At 67.7% G+C, this 17,964-nt stretch carries 20 protein-coding genes; 11 read left to right on the top strand and 9 right to left on the bottom strand.

Going from position 1 to position 17,964, the window contains the following annotated elements:
- The 6 genes from D3654_RS08930 to D3654_RS08905 all read left to right on the top strand — a co-directional run.
- On the top strand, positions 1–580 hold a 580-nt coding region (locus D3654_RS08930), incomplete at its 5' end, for a sugar phosphate isomerase/epimerase family protein (protein WP_162943685.1).
- 3 nt (positions 581–583) lie between these two features.
- Positions 584–1,477 carry a 3-keto-disaccharide hydrolase gene (locus D3654_RS08925; protein ID WP_120521150.1) on the top strand — a complete coding sequence of 298 codons (894 nt, stop codon included), beginning with the start codon at positions 584–586 and terminating at the stop codon, positions 1,475–1,477.
- Positions 1,474–2,373, top strand: a complete 900-nt coding sequence (locus tag D3654_RS08920) for a TolB family protein (protein WP_120521149.1) — start codon at positions 1,474–1,476, stop codon at positions 2,371–2,373. The genes D3654_RS08925 and D3654_RS08920 overlap by 4 nt, the downstream gene beginning before the upstream one ends.
- A 4-nt stretch (positions 2,374–2,377) precedes the next feature.
- A complete protein-coding gene (locus D3654_RS08915; RefSeq protein WP_120521148.1) occupies positions 2,378–3,376 on the top strand; it encodes a Gfo/Idh/MocA family protein in 999 nt (332 codons plus the stop codon).
- Complete coding sequence (locus D3654_RS08910; RefSeq protein WP_120521147.1) at positions 3,373–3,855, top strand: heme-degrading domain-containing protein; 483 nt, start codon at positions 3,373–3,375, stop codon at positions 3,853–3,855. Before D3654_RS08915 ends, D3654_RS08910 begins: the two co-directional genes overlap by 4 nt.
- Positions 3,852–4,385: a GNAT family N-acetyltransferase gene (locus tag D3654_RS08905; RefSeq protein ID WP_120521146.1), complete on the top strand. Its 534-nt coding sequence runs from the start codon at positions 3,852–3,854 to the stop codon at positions 4,383–4,385. Before D3654_RS08910 ends, D3654_RS08905 begins: the two co-directional genes overlap by 4 nt.
- Position 4,386: 1 nt before the next feature.
- On the opposite strand, the gene D3654_RS08900 is transcribed toward D3654_RS08905, so the two are convergent.
- Positions 4,387–5,403 carry a magnesium and cobalt transport protein CorA gene (locus tag D3654_RS08900; protein ID WP_120521145.1) on the bottom strand — a complete coding sequence of 339 codons (1,017 nt, stop codon included), beginning with the start codon at positions 5,401–5,403 and terminating at the stop codon, positions 4,387–4,389.
- Positions 5,404–5,582: 179 nt separating this feature from the next.
- Between D3654_RS08900 and D3654_RS08895 the strand changes: the two genes are divergently transcribed.
- Together D3654_RS08895 and D3654_RS08890 are read left to right on the top strand one after the other, a co-directional pair.
- Positions 5,583–6,281 carry a DsbA family oxidoreductase gene (locus D3654_RS08895; protein ID WP_120521153.1) on the top strand — a complete coding sequence of 233 codons (699 nt, stop codon included), beginning with the start codon at positions 5,583–5,585 and terminating at the stop codon, positions 6,279–6,281.
- A gap of 72 nt (positions 6,282–6,353) precedes the next feature.
- A complete protein-coding gene (locus D3654_RS08890; protein WP_120521144.1) occupies positions 6,354–6,995 on the top strand; it encodes a TetR/AcrR family transcriptional regulator in 642 nt (213 codons plus the stop codon).
- A gap of 35 nt (positions 6,996–7,030) precedes the next feature.
- On the opposite strand, the gene D3654_RS08885 is transcribed toward D3654_RS08890, so the two are convergent.
- Positions 7,031–7,699, bottom strand: coding sequence for a LytR C-terminal domain-containing protein (locus D3654_RS08885; protein WP_120521143.1), 669 nt, complete (start codon positions 7,697–7,699; stop codon positions 7,031–7,033).
- Positions 7,692–7,991 (bottom strand): type II toxin-antitoxin system VapB family antitoxin, encoded by a 300-nt coding sequence (locus tag D3654_RS08880; protein ID WP_120521142.1) that lies wholly within the window; start codon positions 7,989–7,991, stop codon positions 7,692–7,694. The genes D3654_RS08885 and D3654_RS08880 overlap by 8 nt, the downstream gene beginning before the upstream one ends.
- A gap of 140 nt (positions 7,992–8,131) precedes the next feature.
- Between D3654_RS08880 and D3654_RS08875 the strand changes: the two genes are divergently transcribed.
- Positions 8,132–9,043, top strand: coding sequence for a Cof-type HAD-IIB family hydrolase (locus D3654_RS08875; protein ID WP_120521141.1), 912 nt, complete (start codon positions 8,132–8,134; stop codon positions 9,041–9,043).
- 223 nt (positions 9,044–9,266) lie between these two features.
- Positions 9,267–10,682, top strand: coding sequence for a stealth family protein (locus D3654_RS08870; protein WP_120521140.1), 1,416 nt, complete (start codon positions 9,267–9,269; stop codon positions 10,680–10,682).
- On the opposite strand, the gene D3654_RS08865 is transcribed toward D3654_RS08870, so the two are convergent.
- The 4 genes from D3654_RS08865 to D3654_RS08850 form a co-directional block, all read right to left on the bottom strand.
- On the bottom strand, positions 10,649–11,596 hold the full coding sequence (locus D3654_RS08865; protein WP_120521139.1) for a phosphodiesterase: 948 nt from the start codon (positions 11,594–11,596) through the stop codon (positions 10,649–10,651). The two genes, D3654_RS08870 and D3654_RS08865, sit on opposite strands and share 34 nt — an antisense overlap.
- Positions 11,597–11,729: 133 nt before the next feature.
- Entirely contained in the window at positions 11,730–12,743 is a 1,014-nt protein-coding gene (locus tag D3654_RS08860; protein ID WP_120521138.1) for a PDR/VanB family oxidoreductase, read from the bottom strand.
- Positions 12,740–14,428: an HAL/PAL/TAL family ammonia-lyase gene (locus D3654_RS08855; RefSeq protein ID WP_120521137.1), complete on the bottom strand. Its 1,689-nt coding sequence runs from the start codon at positions 14,426–14,428 to the stop codon at positions 12,740–12,742. The genes D3654_RS08860 and D3654_RS08855 overlap by 4 nt, the downstream gene beginning before the upstream one ends.
- Positions 14,406–15,212 (bottom strand): IclR family transcriptional regulator, encoded by an 807-nt coding sequence (locus tag D3654_RS08850; protein WP_245413153.1) that lies wholly within the window; start codon positions 15,210–15,212, stop codon positions 14,406–14,408. The genes D3654_RS08855 and D3654_RS08850 overlap by 23 nt, the downstream gene beginning before the upstream one ends.
- A gap of 182 nt (positions 15,213–15,394) precedes the next feature.
- On the opposite strand from D3654_RS08850, the gene D3654_RS08845 reads away from it, so the two are divergent.
- Positions 15,395–16,603, top strand: a complete 1,209-nt coding sequence (locus D3654_RS08845; RefSeq protein WP_120521135.1) for a cytochrome P450 — start codon at positions 15,395–15,397, stop codon at positions 16,601–16,603.
- Positions 16,604–16,609: 6 nt separating this feature from the next.
- On the opposite strand, the gene D3654_RS08840 is transcribed toward D3654_RS08845, so the two are convergent.
- Together D3654_RS08840 and D3654_RS08835 are read right to left on the bottom strand one after the other, a co-directional pair.
- The gene (locus D3654_RS08840) at positions 16,610–17,368 is read right to left on the bottom strand and encodes a nuclear transport factor 2 family protein (protein WP_120521134.1); all 759 of its coding nucleotides are present in this window, start codon (positions 17,366–17,368) and stop codon (positions 16,610–16,612) included.
- Positions 17,369–17,475: 107 nt separating this feature from the next.
- Positions 17,476–17,961, bottom strand: a complete 486-nt coding sequence (locus tag D3654_RS08835; RefSeq protein WP_120521133.1) for a glutathione peroxidase — start codon at positions 17,959–17,961, stop codon at positions 17,476–17,478.
- Positions 17,962–17,964 lie beyond the last annotated feature (3 nt).

Genomic DNA, 17,964 nt, shown 5'->3' with positions numbered 1-17,964 from the left:
GTTCCCGCCCGTCCCCGAAAAAACCATCGACGCCGGCTACCAGGACTTCGCCGACCGCTGGAACCCCATCCTGGACGTCTTCGACGACAACGGCATCCGCTTCGCCCACGAAGTCCACCCCTCCGAAATCGCCTACGACTACTGGACCACCGTCCGCACCCTCGAAGCCATCGGGCACCGCGAAGCGTTCGGCCTGAACTGGGACCCATCCCACATGATGTGGCAAGGCATCGACCCCGTCTCCTTCATCTGGGACTTCAAAGACCGCATCTACCACGTCGACTGCAAGGACACCAAGGTCCGCCAGACCGGCCGCAACACCGTCCTGGGCTCCCACCTGCCCTGGGGCGACCCCCGCCGCGGCTGGGACTTCGTCTCCGCCGGACGCGGCGACGTGCCCTGGGAAGCATCCTTCCGCGCCCTCACCGCCATCGGCTACACCGGCCCCATCAGCATCGAATGGGAAGACGCCGGCATGGACCGCCTCCACGGCGCCCCCGAAGCCCTCGCCGCACTCAAGAAGTTTGACTTCCCCGCCTCACAAACCAGCTTCGACGCCGCCTTCAGCACCCAGGACTAGGGCGTGACTGACGCACAAACGGCTGACGCACAAACGCCCGACGGCGGCGACGGTTTCGTCCCGCTGTTCGATGGCTCCTCCTTGGCCGGCTGGTACTCCGTGCCCCGTGTTTACGGCACGGAGTACCCCGGTGGCCCGGCCCTCCTGGAACGGTTCGACGCCCTGGGCCTGACCCCGCCCGTGGAACCCGAGAAGCACCCTGCGCACTGGTTCGTGGAGGACGGTGTCCTGGTGGGCGAACAGGACTCCCCCGGCAGCGGCTACGGCGGCTACCTCGTGAGCGAACAGGCTTTCGGCGACTTCGAACTGGTTCTCGAGATGCGCCCGGACTGGCCGGCGGACACCGGCGTGATGCTGCGGCGCCGGCCGGACAGATGGGAGGGCTTCCAGGTCCTGGTGGACCACCGGCCCTCCGGCGGCATCGGCGGCTTCTTCGGCAACGGCCTCGCCAGTTTCTCGGCGGTTCCCTTCGCTGTTGACGTTGCGCTCGACGCCGAGGGCCAGCCCACCGGGCTGGTCGCGGATGACCCGGCCACCTCGGTGGAACCCGTCACGGAAGAAAAGCGTGCCCGCCTGGGCTACGCGGCCGACGTCGACGATTTCCTCAACGTGTGGCGCTGGGACGATTGGAACGAGCTGCGGATCCGCTGCGTCGGGGCACTGCCGGTCATCACCACCTGGGTCAACGGGCTCAAAATCGCCGAACTGGACACCGCCACCCTCGACTCACCCAACTACGATCCCGAACGGGTCCTGGCCGTGCTCGGCGAGCGCGGCCACATCGCGCTGGAAGTCCACGACAACGACTCGATGTTCGGGGAGGCCCGCTGGGGCAAGGGCGCGCAGTGCCGCTGGCGGAACATCCGCATCAAGGACCTCGACGGGGTCGCTCAGTGAACCGTACCCTCCGGACCGGGCAGCGCAGCGAGGTGTGGATCGCGTCGGTGACCGGCGAGTCGACGCTGCTCTACAGCACGGACCGCATCCTGCTTGAGGCACCTAACTGGACCCTGGACGGCTCGGCGCTGGTGCTCAACGGGGACGGGAGGCTCTGGCGTTTGGACGTCTCCACGCGCGAGCTCACGGAAGTCCCGCTCACCGGCATCCCGGACTTGAACAACGACCACGTCCTGGCGCCCGACGGCGAAACCATCTTCCTGTCAGCCAACGACGGCCACATCTACCGGGCCCCGTTCTCTGGCGGGACGGCCGAACGCATCACCAAGGAGGACGGTTCCTTCCACTTCCTCCACGGCGTCAGCCCTGACGGGAAGGAACTGGCGTACGTGGGGATCGACGGCGGGGACTTCACGCGGCCCGGCCGCCTGATGACCATAGCGTCCGACGGCGGTGCTGCCGCCGCCGTCGACGTCGGGCAGGTTGATGTTGGCCCGGGCCACTGCGACGGCCCGGAGTATTCGCCGGACGGCGAGTGGCTGTACCTGAACACCGAATCGTTCAGCACGGACCCGGGGCATGCCCAGCTGGCCCGGATCCGCGTTGACGGGACCGGCTTCGAACGGCTCCTCGAAAGCGGCACGGTGGACTGGTTCCCGCACCTCTCCCCCGACGGCCGCCTGGCCAGCTACATCCGGTTCCCCGGCGGAACCCAGGGCCACCCCGCGGACTTGCCGGTCGCCGTCGTACTCGTCTCCACGGGTGACTGGAAAACCCCGCTGCACACATGGCCGCTGTTCGGCGGCCAAGGTACGCTCAACGTCAACAGCTGGTCGCCGGATTCGGAGCGCTTCGCGTTCGTGGCCTACCCGCCCGCTACCCAAACAGAGGACTGAACACGTGTCACTTTCCGATGGAAGAATCCGCTGGGGAATCCTTGGAACCGGCTTCATCGCGGGCCTGCAAACCCAGGACCTCCTCGAGAACGGCTTCACGGTGCAGGCCGCGGGCTCGCGCTCCTTGGACTCGAGCAAGGCGTTCGCCGGGCAGCACGGCATCCCAACAGCCCACGGCAGCTACGAGGAGCTCGTCGCTGACCCGGACGTTGATGTCATTTACATCGCCACTCCGCACCCCATGCACCACGCGAATGCCCTGCTGGCGTTGAACGCGGGAAAGCACGTGCTGGTGGAGAAGTCGTTCACGATGAACGCCCGCGAGGCGCAGGAGATCTTTGACCTCGCCGCGTCCAAGGGGCTGGTGGCGCTGGAGGCCATGTGGACCCGGTTCCTGCCGCACATGGTCCGGCTCCGCGACATCATTGCTGCCGGGACCATCGGAGAGGTCCGGAAAGTGGTGGCCAGCCACAACCAGAGCCTGCCGAGGGACCCGGCCCACCGGCTGAACGACCCTGCGCTGGGCGGCGGCGCGCTGCTGGACCTGGGCATCTACCCCGTTTCCTTCGCGTTCGACATCCTTGGCGCCCCGTCCCGTATCCACGCGAGCGCTTCGATGACGGCCACCGGCGTGGACCGGCAGACTGCCGCAATTTTTGAGTACGACGGCGGTGCGCAGGCTTTGGTGGACTGCGAACTGGATGCGGCCAGCGCCAACCGGGCACTGGTGATCGGGACGGACGGCTGGATCGACGTCGAGCACACCTGGTACAACCCCGTGCCGTTCACCGTGTTTGCCGCGGACGGCAGCGTGGTGGAACGCTTCGAGCAGCCCGTGACCAGCCGCGGCATGCAGTTCCAGGCGGCCGAGCTGGAGCGGCTGGTTGCGGCCGGCGAAACGGCGGGCACCATCCTGCCGCCGGACGAAACGGTAGCGATCATGGCCGCCATGGATGAGGTCCGCCGCCAGATCGGGCTCAGCTACGAGGCGGACCGGGCATGAGCGACTCGCTGCGACTCGCCGAGCTCCGGGCCCAGGAAGAGGAACTGGTCTTTGCGAGCTTCGACAATTACGACGCGTGGCGGCTCGGCTCGCTCATCGCCGAGCACGCGGTCTCTTCGGGTTTCGGGGTGGCCATCGATATCCGCCGGCACAACCTCGTGTTGTTCCGCTGCGTCCTTCCCGGCGCCACGGCCGACCAGGAGGAATGGATCCGCCGGAAGTCCGCCTCGGTGCTGCGCTTTGAACACAGCACCGCATTCCTGACCGAACAGTTCAGCGGCTACGACCCCCTGGGTGGCGGCTGGCTCGCACCCGAGGACTACACCCTGGCCGGCGGGTCGTTTCCGATCCGCGTCCGCGGTGCAGGCGTGATCGGCGCGATCACCGTGTCCGGGCTCGCCTCCGACGAGGACCACCAGCTGGTGGTTGACAGCATCCGGCGCTACCTCGCCGCGGCCGGCGGGCAGGAGGACATGTGACCGGGACGATCCGCACCGCGACAGCGCTCGACGACGGCGCGCTGGCCGAGCTTGCCGCCGTCACCTTTCCGCTCGCCTGCCCGCCGGGGTCCTCACCAGAGGACGTCGCAGCCCGCCTCCGCGACACCCTCAGTGCCGGAAAGTTCGCCCAGTACCTCGCCGATCCGGACATCACCATCCTTGTGATCGACGGCGGGGACGGCCTGCACGGCTACAGCATGCTGGTGAACCGCACGGCACAGCATCCGGACGTGGCCGCAGCGCTGACCCTCCTACCCTCCGCGGAGCTTAGCAAGGTCTACGTACACCCGGACCATCACGGCCTGGGCGCTGCGGGCAGGCTCATGGCAAGCACGGTTGAGCGGGCGGCCGCCCTGGGCGTGGCAGGCGTGTGGCTGGGGGTTAACGACCAAAACACGAAGGCCATCCGCTTCTATGAGAAGAGCGGATTCCGGAAGGTGGGCACCAAATCATTCCGGCTGGGTACCACTGTTGAGCACGACTTAGTCATGGAGCTTGGACTCCGGTAGTTCAGATCCACTTGTTGCGCTTGAACGTCCAGTAAAGGACCAGGCCCATGCCCACCATCAGGCCCAACGCCATGGGGTAGCCGAACACCCACTCGAGTTCGGGCATGACGCTGAAGTTCATGCCGTAGATGGTGCCCACCAGGGTGGGGGCGAAGAGGATCGCCGCCCAGGACGAGATGCGCTTGACCTGCTCGCTCTGGGCGAAGCTGGATTCGGTGAGGCGGCGCATCTCGTCGTTCTGGCGCTGGGCCACCACGGTGGCGCTGACCATCAGGGCATTCTGCAGCAGCGCCCGGAAGGAGTTGATCCGTTCGGCCAGGCGCAGGGCGTGGTCCAGCACGTCCCGGAGCGGATCCACGAGCTCCGGCGCGAGGGAGTGGTCCGGGGTGCCCGCGGCGAGGGTCTGCAGGATCCCGGTGAGCGGGCCCGTGGCGCGCTGGAACATGATCACCTGGCGCGACAGCTCGTAGATCCGCCGGGACACCTCGGGATCGCCGCCGAACAGGCCGTCCTCGATTTCGTCGATGTCGTTCTCCAGCCCCGCCGCCACGGGTTCGTACTCGTCCACCACCTGGTCCAGGATGGCGTACAGCACGGCATCGGGGCCCAGTGCGAGGAACTCCGGCTGTGACTCCATGCGCTGGCGCACTTTGTGGAGGTCCGGCGATTCCGCGTGGCGCACCGTGATCACGAAGTCCGGGCCGATGCAGATGTGGATTTCGCCGAAATCCACCTTCTCTTCGGCGTCGAGGTAGCGGGCGGGCCGCAGCACCACGAAGAGGATCTCACCGTAGTAGTCCAGTTTCGCCCGCTGATGGCCGGTGAGGGCGTCTTCGACGGCGAGCGCGCTGAGGCCGAATTCGCCGGCCACCGAACGGAGTTCCTCGGCGTCCGGCCGGTACAGGCCGATCCACGCCATGCCTTCGCGCTGGCGCAGCAGGAAGTAGGTCTCGTCGAGTCCTTCCGGATCCGCCGTCCGGCGGCCGTCCACATAGACGGCGTTGTCGACAATCGTCACGGCCGGGCCTCCTTCATTGGGTGGGCGCCTGTTGGCTGTGACGCTATCCCCTCCCGCTCGCGCTGCCAACAGGCCGCGCTGTGCGTGAGGCGGTGCGTGTGGTGCTGTGTGTGAGGCGCTGTGAGCAAGCCGACTCCTTCGGGCGGAATGCCGTGGAGGCCGCGGCGGTTACCGCCTTCATGAAGATTGAGATCTGGTCCGATGTCGCATGCCCGTGGTGCTACATCGGCAAGCGCCGATTTGAGTCCGCCCTCGCCGGGTTCCCGCACCGCGATTCCGTGGAGGTGCAGTGGCGCAGCTACCAGCTGGACCCCGGTATCCCCGAGCATTACGACGGCACCGAACTGGACTACCTCAGCAAGCGCAAAGGCCTGGCCCCGGAACAAGTCAGCCGGATGTTCGAGCACGTGGCCGAGCAGGCCAAGGGCGAGGGCCTGAACTACCGGTTCGACGCCGTCGTGGTGGCCAACAGCTTCGCCGCCCACCGCCTCATCCACCTCGCCGCCGCGCACGGAAAGCAGGACGCTGCCAAGGAACGCCTGCTCAGCGACCACTTCGAGCATGGCAAGGACATCGGCAACAAGGAGTACCTCACCGGCCTGGGCCTGGAGCTGGGCCTGCCCGCGGATGGCATCGCCGAACTCTTCGAAGGCGACAAGTACGCCGAGGACGTCCGCCGCGACATCGCCGAGGCCCGCGCCATCGGCGTCACGGGCGTACCGTTCTTCGTGATCGACCGCAAGTACGGCCTCTCCGGCGCCCAGCCGGCCGAGGTCTTCACCCAGGCACTGGCCCAGGCGTGGCAGGAGGCCAACCCGCTGGTCGCCGTCGGCAGCTCCGACGCCGAGGCCTGCGGCCCGGACGGCTGCGCCATCTAAGCCAACCACCTAGCGCGAACTGGCGCGGAGGCAAAGCGGGGGTTTGCTGACAGATCCCTGTAAAGTGTCTCTATGCCCAGGATCACCGCCGCAAGCAACGCGGCACAGCGCGCCGAGACCCAACGCCGGATCCTGACGGGATTCGGGGAACTCCTCTTCACGCACGGCCTGCCCGGGCTGACCATGACCGACGTCGCCCGGCACGCCGGGGTGGGGCGTACCGCCGTCTACAACTACTACGCGGACATGGAGCAGCTCCTGATCGCGTACGCCCTGGACGAGACCGAGCGCTTCCTCGGGGACCTGCGCTCCTCGCTTGCGGAGCTGGACAATCCGGTGGACCGGCTGGCGCTCTACGTCCGCGCCCAGGTGGAGGACCTCAGCCGCCGGCACCTGCCGCCCGGGCCTGCCATGGCCGCCGTCCTCTCCCCCGGCTCGTTCGCCAAGCTCGCCCACCACGTCAGCGAACTGAACCTGCTGTTGGAGGACATCCTGCGCGACGGCGTCGCGGCCGGCTACCTGCCCGAGGCCGACGTTCCGCAGCTCGCCCGGCTCATCCACGGCACGCTCTCCTCCAGCGCGGCGCGCGGCAACGCCGCGGACAGCGGTTTCGAAGATCACCTCGGGCAGACGGTCCGGTTCATCCAGCTCGGCGCGGGCGCCAGGTTCGACGACGGCGGCACGCCGCTGCGTTTCAAGAAGTACTGCGGCTGAAGCAGCCGGAGTGAGCCCGCCCGGCTGAAGCAGCCCTAGGGTGCCGCGGACTGCGGCACCGGCTGGGGGGCGTCGTCGGCGATCCGGCGGGTCTCCCGCGGGCAGCTGAGCTTGCCCGGCGTCTGGTCAACGAGGCCGGGCTTCACGAGTTCCTTGAACCCGGGAGCGAGCACCAGGTCCACCGAGGCGTCCGTGCGGTCGTCCCGGTAGTAGTCGGTTCCCGCGACGTTGCGCTGGATGTTGAACGCGGCGGCCTGGCCGGCGGACCCCGAGATGACCTGCGCTGAACCGCCGCTGTAGCGGGTATGCGCGTTGTCCACCTTGCCCACCTTGTACCCGCGGGCCTTCAGCTGGTCGGCGATGCTCTTGGCCAGTCCGGTCCGGCCGGTGGCGTTGTAGACGTGGACGGTCACCTTGCTGTTCGGGAGGTAGCGGTAGCTCGTGGTGGGGCAAGTGGCCTGCGGCGTCTTGCTGGCCACCGCGTCGGGGAGCTTCACCACCCCGCTCATCACCGCCCAGGCGCCGACGACGGCGGCAATGATCAGCCCGAGCAGCAGGGTGAGGATGACCCCGTGGAACAGCCGGCGGCGGAAGCGTGCCGGGTGTCCGGGGTCCTGCTCTTCGGAGAACGTGGCGCGCAGTTCCGGACCGGTCACCACGTGGTGGCCGTGCAGGCGGGTGGGGTCCTTCGGTTTCCTAGGCATCTATGACCAGTACCCGGGCGTGGATGGCGGTGCGCTGGTGCAGGGCCGTGCGGACGGCCCGGTGGAGCCCGTCCTCGAGGTACATGACCCCCTGGTACTGCACCACGTGCGGGAACAGGTCGCCGAAGAAGGTCGAGTCTTCGGCCAGCAGGGCCTCAAGATCCAGCGTCCGTTTGGTGGTGACCAGTTCGTCGAGCCGCACCGGCCGCGGCGGCAGCGAGGCCCAGTCCTTGGGCGTCGAAAAACCATGGTCCGGGTACGGGCGTCCCTCGCCCACGGCTTTGAAGATCACGTTGCAAGCCTAAATAACGACGGCGGCCAAAGAAACTTTCGCCTCCCCGCGCCCGCCGCTTTGTGGCCAAACGGTGACCAACGCCGTCGCGGTCCCGTCACACCGCCGCATCCGGGGCGCGGCTGCGACAAAATAGTGCCATGACTGCTCCGAACTCCGGCACCGCCCACCCCGCAACCCCGGCCCTAGCGCTGCTTCTCGACGTCGACGGCCCGGTGGCCAGCCCCGTCACCCGTGAGGTGAAGCCGGACATCATCGCCGACCTGGTGGCACTGGCCGCGGCAGGCATTCCCGTCATCTTCAACACCGGCCGTTCCGATGCCTTCATCCGCGAACAGGTCATGGCGCCGATGATCGCGGCCGGGATGCCCGCCGACACCGTGGTCCACGCGATCTGCGAAAAGGGCGCCGTGTGGTTCAGCTACACGTCCGCAGGCGCCGGCCCTGTGCACGTCGACCACGAGCTCGCCGTGCCGAAGGCCTACGGGGACGATATCCGCCGCATGGTGGCCGAGGACTACTCGGCCCACATGTTCTTCGACGAGACCAAGCGGGCCATGGTGTCCGTGGAGCAGCACGTGGACGTCCCCAGCGAGGACTACCTGGCCGAGCAGAAGCTGTTCGATGCCGACGCCCTGGAACTCCTGGGCCGGCACGGCCTGTCCGCCGCAATCCTGGACCACCACTCGCCGCAGTCCGACGACACCGGCGACTACCGCCTGGACCCCACCATCATCTCCACGGACATCGAATCCGTCCGCCTCGGCAAGGACCTCGGCGCCAGCCGCGCCGTCGAGCTGCTGGCAGCGCAGGGCATCACGCCGCAGGCCTGGCGCACTGTGGGCGATTCCCGCACCGACTACGCCATGGCCGACTGGCTCCACCACAACGACCACGAAGTCCAACACCTGGACGTCCGCCCGGCGGACGGCGTTCCCGCCAAGCCGTACGATGTTCTTACTGCGGCCAATCTGGGGCTTGGCGAGGATGTCATCCACGACGACGCCGGCGGAGCCTTCCTGCGGACCTGGCGGCAGGAGCATGCCGGCTGAGCCCGGAGGCCACTGATTTCCCACCAACCGACGCTCGGAGGACCCCATCACGGAGATCAACCAGCACGTCAGCTATTTCGGCAGTCCCGCCGCGGAGGACGAGGCAGTTGTTCCCGAGCCCACCTCCCCGGCGCTCGTCGCCCGCCTGAAGAACCGGCCCGACGTCGTCCGCCACCGCGGGCGGTACGCCCTGCTGAACCATGACACGACGCCGCAGCAGGCCATGGTGGAAGATCTCTTGTTTGTCCGTGCGGTGCTGGACTCCGCCGGCCTGGATTTCATCCTGGTCCGCGGCAACGACCACCGGCCCGTGATCGCCGTCGACTGGAGGGAACGCAAGAAGCTCCGCGGCGCGCTGGCCGAGGCCTGCCGGAACGAGCCGTTCTACGCCATGACGGTCGATGCCCGCAAGAAGTCCACCCTGCTGGTAGCCGACGGCGAGCTCTCCACGAACCGCAAGGCCCGGATTTTCCGGCTCTTCCGGCCGCGCGTGGTGGCCGAAAGCGGGCTCAGTTACGGACCATCGTTCGGGGTCCAGCTGGAACTTTGGGAGTTCGACGGGGGCCAACTGATCCTCCCCGTGGAGAACTCGCTGACCCGCCGCACCATGCTGCGCCAGGACGCCGTGCGGGGCACCGTGGAGCGTCACGGGCTGAGCTGGCCGACCATCGAGAACATGTTCGCAGACCATGCGTCGGACATCGATTTCGACATCGACATCGTCTTTTCCTGGGTGGACGGCAACGACCCGGAGTACGTGGCGGCGCGCCGCGCCCAGATGAAAGGTGCCGTCCTGGGTGAAGGGGACGCGCACGAGGCCCGTTTCCGGCAGATCAACGAACTCAAGTACGCCCTGCGCTCGGTGTACATGTACGCGCCGTGGATCCGGCGGATTTTCATTGCCACTGATTCCCCGGTCCCCGCGTGGCTCGCGGATCACCCGCGGGTGAGGATCGTGCGCAGCGAGGAGTTCTTCAGCGACCCCTCGGTGCTGCCCACGTACAACTCCCAGGCTGTCGAATGCCAGCTGCACCACATCGAGGGCCTCTCGGAGCATTTCCTGTACTCCAATGACGACATGTTCTTCGGCAGGCCCGTAGGCCCGGACATGTTCTTCACCCCGGGCGGAATCACCAAGTTCATCGAGGCCGAGACCCGGATCGGGCTGGGTGAGAACGATGCCGAACGCAGCGGGTTCGAAAACGCCGCGCGGATGAACCGGAAGCTGCTGTGGGAGCGCTTCGGCAGGGTCACCACCCGCCACCTGGAGCACACCGCGGCACCGCTGCGGCGCAGCGTCGCGGCCCGGATGGAGCAGGAGTTCCCCGCCGAATTCGCCAAGACCGCCGCAAGCACTTTCCGTGCCGCGGACAACATCTCGGTGACCAACTCCTTCTACCACTACTACTCGCTGCTTACCGGGCGCGCGGTGACGCAGACGGCGGCGAAGGTCAAGTACGTGGACACCACCATGTGGTCCGGACTCCACTACCTGCCCACCCTGCTTGCCAAGCGGAACATGGATTTCTTCTGCCTCAATGACGGCAGCTTCCCGGAGGTGGCCGCGGAAAAACGGGCCAAGCTGGTGACGGACTTCCTGGAGGACTACTTCCCCATCAAGGCGCCCTGGGAGAAGTGACGCTGGGAGCGGTTCGCCGCTTCGGTGCCCGGGCGCTCCGGGATCCAGATCCCGGCCGCCGCCAGCCGCCGTCGGGTTTCCTCGGGGCTGACGTACTCGCCCACCGTGCGGAAACTGCCGAGCGGGACCACCGAGTGCACAATCGTGTCCTGGTAGACGTGGACCAGGTTGAAGCCCTGCGCCCCGTCCTGGCCGCGCGTGCCACCCTGGGCAACGTTGAGGTCCTGGGTGTAGCAGGTGGCCGAAGCGACCGAGACCGGGATGCCGGCGAACATCGCGCTGCTTGAATAGTGCAGATGCCCGCCCAGGATGGTGCGGACATCCGTATTGCGGACGACGGCGGCCAGCTCGCTTTGGCCGCGCAGCTCCACCAGGACCGCCAGGTCCAGCACGCTGGGCACCGGAGGGTGGTGCAGGGCGAGGATCGTGCCGTCCGGGGCCGGCGTGGCCAGCTCCCGGGCGAGCCAGTCGAGTTGCCGGGCGCTGAGCTCGCCGTGGTGGAAACCGGGCACCGTGGTGTCCAGGGTGATGATCCGCAGTCCGTTGACGAAGTAGCTGTGATCCACCGGCGCTTCGTTCGCGTCCTGGTCGAAGAGGCCGGCGCGGAAGTTGGCGCGGTCGTCGTGGTTGCCCATGGCCCAGATGACCCGGGCTCCCATCTCCTGGCAGGCGGGCTCCACGATTCCGCGGAGCTTGGCGTAAGCGAGGGGTTCGCCCTGGTCCGCGAGGTCCCCGGTGAAGATCACAGCGTCGGGACGGATTCCCGAGGCCCGGACCTCGGAGAAAGCCTGCCGAAGCCGGGATTCGCTGTCAACCGCTCCGTATAAGGGTCCCGGGCCGCCCAGCAGATGGGGATCGCTCAGGTGCAGAAGGACGTGTCCCGGCCGAGGATGTTCGGCCTCGATGAACTCCATGGCTGCCTTCGGTCCATGAGGAGGCGGCGCCTCCAGTGTCATCCCCCCATATAAAGCAATGAAAGCAGAAATCCGGGGAACAAAGGATGACCTACAGGGGGAATGTTGGAAAATTATCGGGGCTCGGTGGACCTTAGAGGTCCAGCACCAGCCTTTCGCCGCGGCAGCGTGAAACGCAGATCATCATGGTGTCGTTCGCCTCGCGCTCTTCCTCGCTGAGGATGCCGTCCCTGTGCTCCGGGATTCCGTCCAGGACGGGGGTTTCACAGGTGCCGCATGTCCCCTTCCGGCACGAGTTCAGGGCGGGGACGCCGGCCCGGTGCAGGGCATCGAGGATGCTCTCGGCCGCCGAGACTTCCACCTCGGTGCCGTCCGCGGTTTCCACGACGAATGGCGCGTTTTCCGCTTCTCCCCGGGCACCGCCGTCGGGCGTTTCCCCCGGAAGCGGTGAACCGCCGAAGTCCTCGAACACCAGCCCGGCCACGGTGCCCGCGGCATGCGCCGCCCGAAGTTCGTCGAGGAGCCTCGCCGGTCCGCACGCGTACACGGCAGCGCCGGTGGCGTCCGCAAGATAGGCGGGTAGCGCCAGGGCCCCGGACTCATCCTTGGCGTGGATCCGGAGGCGGCTGCCGTCCGGGTCGAGTGCGGCGAGTTCGTCGAGGAACGCCATGGACCGGAGGCTGCGCCCCAGGTACAGGAGCCGCCACGGCCTGCCGGCGGATTCAGTGGCGCGGATCATCGGCAGCAGCGGGGTGATCCCGATCCCGCCGGCGATGTACAGCGCCACCCCCTGGGCCGGCGTGCTGCCCTGGAAATTGTGTTTCGGCCCGCGGACCTCGACCACGTCGCCCGGACGAAGGCTGTCGTGGATGTAGGTGGAGCCGCCGCGGCCGTCGGCTTCGCGGAGCACCGCAAACCGCCAGCCCGTGTTGTCGGCCGGGTCCGAACACAGCGAGTACTGCCGGAGCAACCCGTTCGGCAGTAGCACGTCGATGTGGGCGCCGGGCTCCCAGTCCGGCAGGGCGCCGCCGTCGGGATCCTCCAGCAGGACGGAGACGACGCCGTCCGCTTCCTCGCGCACGCTGCCCACCGTCAGGCGGGTGAAGCCTTTCGCTGCTGCCGCGGCTTCGGCCGCCTGTAGCGTCATTGTCCGGCCCCGATCGCGGTGTTGACTGCCCGGATGACGGCGCCGGAATGGACCAGTTCGGTGGCCTTGCGCAGGCGCGGGTACAGCACCACGTCCTGGGTGATGTGGTCGATGGGACGGCCGTCGTCGGAGGCAGAGGAGCGCAGGAAGGCGAGCGCGGCGAGGCTGGCCGGGCCGGGCTTGGCACCCGCAGTGGCAGGAAGGCCGATCCGCAGTTCCAGGGCCTGGGCCGCCATGAGCAGTTCCACGGCCACCACGGTTTCGATGTTGGCCACGATCTGCCGGGTGTGCCGGCCCGCGTTGTTGGCCATGGAGACGTGGTCCTCCTGGTTGGCGCAGGTGGGGATGGAGTCCACGCTGTCCGGGTGGGCCAGGGTCTTGCAGTCGGATACCAGGGCCGCGGCGAGGTACTGGGGCAGCATGTAGCCGCAGTCCATGCCGATTTGTTCGCTGGCCACCAGCATGTCCGGCAGGCCGCGGTTCAGGGTGCCGTCGTCCAGCCGGAAGAGGCGGCGTTCGGTGATGTTGCCGATCTCGGTGACCACGATCGAGATGAAATCGGCGGCGAAGGCCACGTATTCGGCATGGAAGTTGCCGCCCGAGACGGCCTTCAGGCTGCGGCTGGACGGCAGGGACGGGAAGATCAGCGGGTTGTCCGTGGCGGCGTTGATTTCGTTGCCGATGATGCCTGCGGCAAAGTCCAGGGTGTCCTTGACCGGGCCGAACACCTGCGGGATGCAGCGCAGCGAGTAGGCGTCCTGCGGGGGCTGGCGGATGGGGTCCGTGCCGGCGCCGCCGTCCACCAGTCCGCTGCCGGACAGCAGTTCGCGCAGCCGTGCCGCCACCTCGATCTGTCCGCGCTGGCCGCGGGCCTGGTGCAGTTCGTCGATGAAGGCGTCGCCGAAGCCCATGAGGGCCTCGATGCTCATGGCCGCGGTGACCTGCGCGGTTTCCAGGAGGTTCTGCGCGTCGTACAGGGCAAGGGCAGCCTGGGCGCAGGAGAAGGAGGTGCCGTTGAGCAGGGCCAGGCCGTCCTTGGCGCCGAGCGGAAGCCTTTCGAGGCCCGCGTGCTTCATGGCGGAGAGGCCCGACACCACGGCGCCGTCCACGAAGGCCTCGCCCGAATCCAGCTCCAGATCCTCGCCCTGGTGGGAGCGGGACATCACGATCGCGATGTGCGCCAGCGGGATCAGGTCACCGGAAGCACCGAGGGAACCGAATTCCGGGATGACCGGGTGCACGCCGCGGTTGAGCATCTCCGCCAGGGTCTTCACGATGTCCGCCCGCACCCCGGAGTAGCCCTGGGTCAGGCTGACGATCCGGATGAACATGGTTGCCCGGACCACTTCCTCATCCACGTAGCGGCCCACGCCGGCTGCGTTGGAGATGACCAGGCGGCGGGAGAGCTCGGCGGCGTCCGAGGGTTCGTCGAAGGCCTTGCGTCCGGCGAGGGAGCCGAAGCCGGTGTTGATGCTGTAGATCGGGGCGGTGTCTTCGCCCGCTTCCATGCGTTCCATGACGCCGCCAAGCCATTCCTCGCTCGGCTTCATCCGCGCGAGCGCGGCTTCGTCCACCACCACCGGCCGGCGGTGGCGCGCCACCTGCACCAGTTCCTCCAGGGTGGCCCGGGCGGCGCCCAGGACCACCGGTCCGGTCTCGACTTCAAGCAGAGTGTGCGGCGTCATCGCCTGCCTCCTGTGTTGTGTATCGGCGTGTTGTTCCTTGGCCCGCGAGGGTTCCCAGCGACGCCGCCAGGTTCTCCGCTGCCTCATTCATGGTCTTCAGGGTGTTGTTCAGCCAGGTGCGCGAGCCGCAGCGGCTCTCCGGCCCGGCAACGTTAAGCGCGCAGACGGCCTCGCCGTCGAACATCACCGGAACCGCCACGGACACGGCGCCGGGGTCGAGTTCCCCGCGGGAGACCACCCAGCCGGAGGTGCGGATCTGCGCGAGGCTGGACTGCAGCTGTTCCGCGGTGGGTGTGTTGTCCGTGAAGCGCGGCAGTCCGCCGTCGAGCACCTGGCGCACGACGTCGGCAGGCGCCCAGGCGAGCAGCGCCCGCGGGCCTGCTCCCGCACTGAGCGGCAGGAGTTCGTTGACGGCGAAGGTGTACTTGATGGCCTTGTCCGGTTCGACCCGGCGCAGGCACATGGCGCGGGTGCCCACCCGGATCACCATGACGGCGGTTTCGCCCACGGTGTCCACGATGTCCTTGAGCACAGCCGTGCCCACCTCGGCCAGGTGGCTTTGCGTCAGGTGCCGTCCGGAGAGGGACAGCAGAGCCCGGCCCGGTCGGTACAGCCCGGCGTCCTCTTGGACGAAGCCGAGCTCGCGCAGCTGCCGGAAGTAGCGGTAGGTGCTGCTGACCGGGATGCCCAGTTTGGCGGCGACGGCTTCAACGGTGGTGTCTCCGGCGTCGGCGACGGCGGAGAGGATCCTGAGGCCGCGCTCGAATGATGCCTGTCCTGCCACTGCCCGTCCTTCCGTTCCGCCGTGGGCCGTTACGCAGTAGATCGTGCGGGGCATTCAGGCGCTTGGACAAACTGTATTCCCGCAGAATGAGAATCGCTGTTATCACCGTCCGTCCGCGGCGGATACCGTGAGGCCACACATCCGCTGCCCCGCAGCGACGAAGCGACTGGAATGAGGCACCGATGTCACAGACGACTCCCCCGCAGGCCCTTCCCGTCTTCACGGACGACCCCTACACGGATGGGAACCTGGCCGATCCGTACCCGCTGTTCGACCGGATGCGCGCGGCCGGTCCCGCGGTGTGGCTGGAGAAGTACGGGGTTCCCGCCTTCGCCGGTTTCGCAGAGTGCCGCGAAATCCTTGAGGACTACCGCACCTTCATCTCCGGCGCCGGCGTGGGGCCTAAGAACCTGCACAAGGAGCCCGCGTGGCGCCCGCAAGGCATCCTCGAGTCCGACCCGCCTGTCCACGGCCCGATGCGTGCGGCGATGGCCGGGGTGATCTCGCCGCGCGGCGTGCGCTCCCTGCGGGCCGGGTTCGAGGTCTTCGCCAAGGAGCTGGTGGACCGGCTGATCGAACAAGGGACGTTCGACGGCGTCACGGAGCTTGCGGAGCTGTTCCCCCTCCGGGTGTTCGGCGACGCCGTCGGGATCCCCCGGGAGGGCCGCGAGGAGAACTTGCTGCCGCACGGCGCCATGAACTTCAGCGCCTTCGGGCCCGACGACGAGCGCTCCCGCTCATTTTTCGAGAAGGGCGCCGGCACCCACGAATGGGTCATGGCCAACTGCGCCCGGGAAAGCCTTGCTCCGGACGGCATGGGCGCGCAAATCTGGGCTGCGGCTGACCGCGGCGAAATCACCGCGGACCAGGCCGCGCTGCTGGTGCGCGCCATGCTCTCGGCCGGGCTGGACACCACGGTGTTCTCGATCGGGAACACTGTGCAGGCGCTGGCCGCCCACCCGGAACAGTGGGCGGCGCTGCATGCCAATCCGCGGCTGGCAAAGTTCGCCATCGACGAGGCACTGCGCTTCGAATCGCCCTTCCAATCCTTCTTCCGGACCGTGTCCACCGACACGGTGTTCTGCGGCGTTCCGCTGGCGGCCGGGTCGAAGGTGCTGCTGTTCGTGGGTTCGGCGAACCGCGACGCCCGCCAGTGGGGGGACACCGCGGACGAATTCCGGATCGACCGCAATGCCGGCGGACACCTGGCGTTCGGCATGGGCATCCATCAATGCGTAGGGCAGCCGATCTCCCGCCTCGAAATGGACGTGCTGTTCACCGAGATGGCAGCCCGGATCAGGAGCATCGAACCGGCCGGGGACCCGGTGCCGTACCTGCACAACACCCTGCGCGGCTGGCGCTCGCTCCCGTTGAAGATCACCGCAGCCTAGAAGGGCCTAGAAAAGCCCGTTGCCGTGCGGAACCGACTCCGGGATCTCCGCCACGACGTCCCAGTGTTCCACGATCTTCCCGCCGTCCACCCGGAAAAGGTCGTAGAACGCCGTCGGATTACCGCCCAGCAGCCCTTCCGACTGGGTCAGGACAAACTCGCCTTCGGCCACTGAACGGTGCACCGTGGTGTACTGCACGGTGATGCCCTGCTCGGCCCAGGCCTTGAGGGCGGCGCCGAGTCCGTCCAATCCGTCCGGCACGGACGGATTGTGTTGAAGGTACCGCTCGGAGCTGATGAACTCGCCGATCCGTTCGGCCTGCCCGTCCCTGAGCACTGCCTCGACAAAGCCCAGCACGAGGGCGCGGTTCGCCTCGGTCTGCTCGGGTGCGGTGACCGCCGTCGGGCCGTCCACCTGGCTGCGGCCGCTTGCCGTCTCCTCCACTACTGGCTGCAGCGCATCCCAGTGTTCGGCAAGTTTCCCGTCGGCGATCCGGAAAATATCGAAGGCGACCAGCGGCACCGGACCGAAGCCGTGGTAGGTGCTGTGCACGGCGACGAGATCGCCGTCGGCGAGTATGCGTACAGGCTCGAAACGGAAGTCCCCGGGGACATTCGCCACAAGTTCGCGCAGCGCCCCGGGGCCATCTCCGGCCATGGCGCTGTGCTGGCGGTAATCGGCTGCCCACCAGCGGTCGATTGCGCTGGGGTCCCGGTCAATGAAAAGTTCCTTGCCGGCCTTCTGCACCAGATCCTTGTTGTCCATCGCCTGCATCCTCCTTGGGTTCCGAGCGCGCGGCCGCCCGCGCGGTCATGCCCAGTGTGTTCCCGGGAGGGGCCGATGTCGAGACTGTGCGGCGGGGTGCCCCGAGGTCAGGCGAGGGCTTCTTCGAGCGCGCCGATCAGCTCTGCGGAATCGGGCTCGACGGCGGACGGGAAGCGGGCGAGCAACTCACCGTCGCGGCTGACCAGGAACTTCTCGAAGTTCCATTTCACCTTCTGCCGTTCGGCGCCGTCCGCGGGCCGGGTGAGCTCGGTGTAGAGCGGGTGCTGCTGCTTGCCGAGCACGTTGCTCTTGCTCATCAGCGGGAACGTGACGCCGAAGTTGCGCTGGCAGAACTCGGCGATTTCGGCGTCGCTGCCCTGCTCTTGGCCGCCGAACTGGTTGCACGGCACACCCAGGATCTCGAGGCCCTGCCCACGGTACTTGCCATACAGCTCCTCCAGTCCCGCGTACTGCTTGGTGTAGCCGCAGGCGGAAGCCACGTTGACCACCAGCACGGCCTTGCCGGCGAAGCGCCCGAAGTCCCCTTCAGAGCCGTCGTTGAAGGTGAGCGGGATGGAGTGGAGAGGAGACATGGG

The sequence above is a fragment of the Arthrobacter celericrescens genome (genome assembly GCF_003614925.1).
In the GTDB taxonomy this organism is placed as follows: Bacteria; Actinomycetota; Actinomycetes; order Actinomycetales; family Micrococcaceae; genus Arthrobacter; species Arthrobacter celericrescens.
This window is presented reverse-complemented; position numbering and strand designations above follow the sequence as displayed.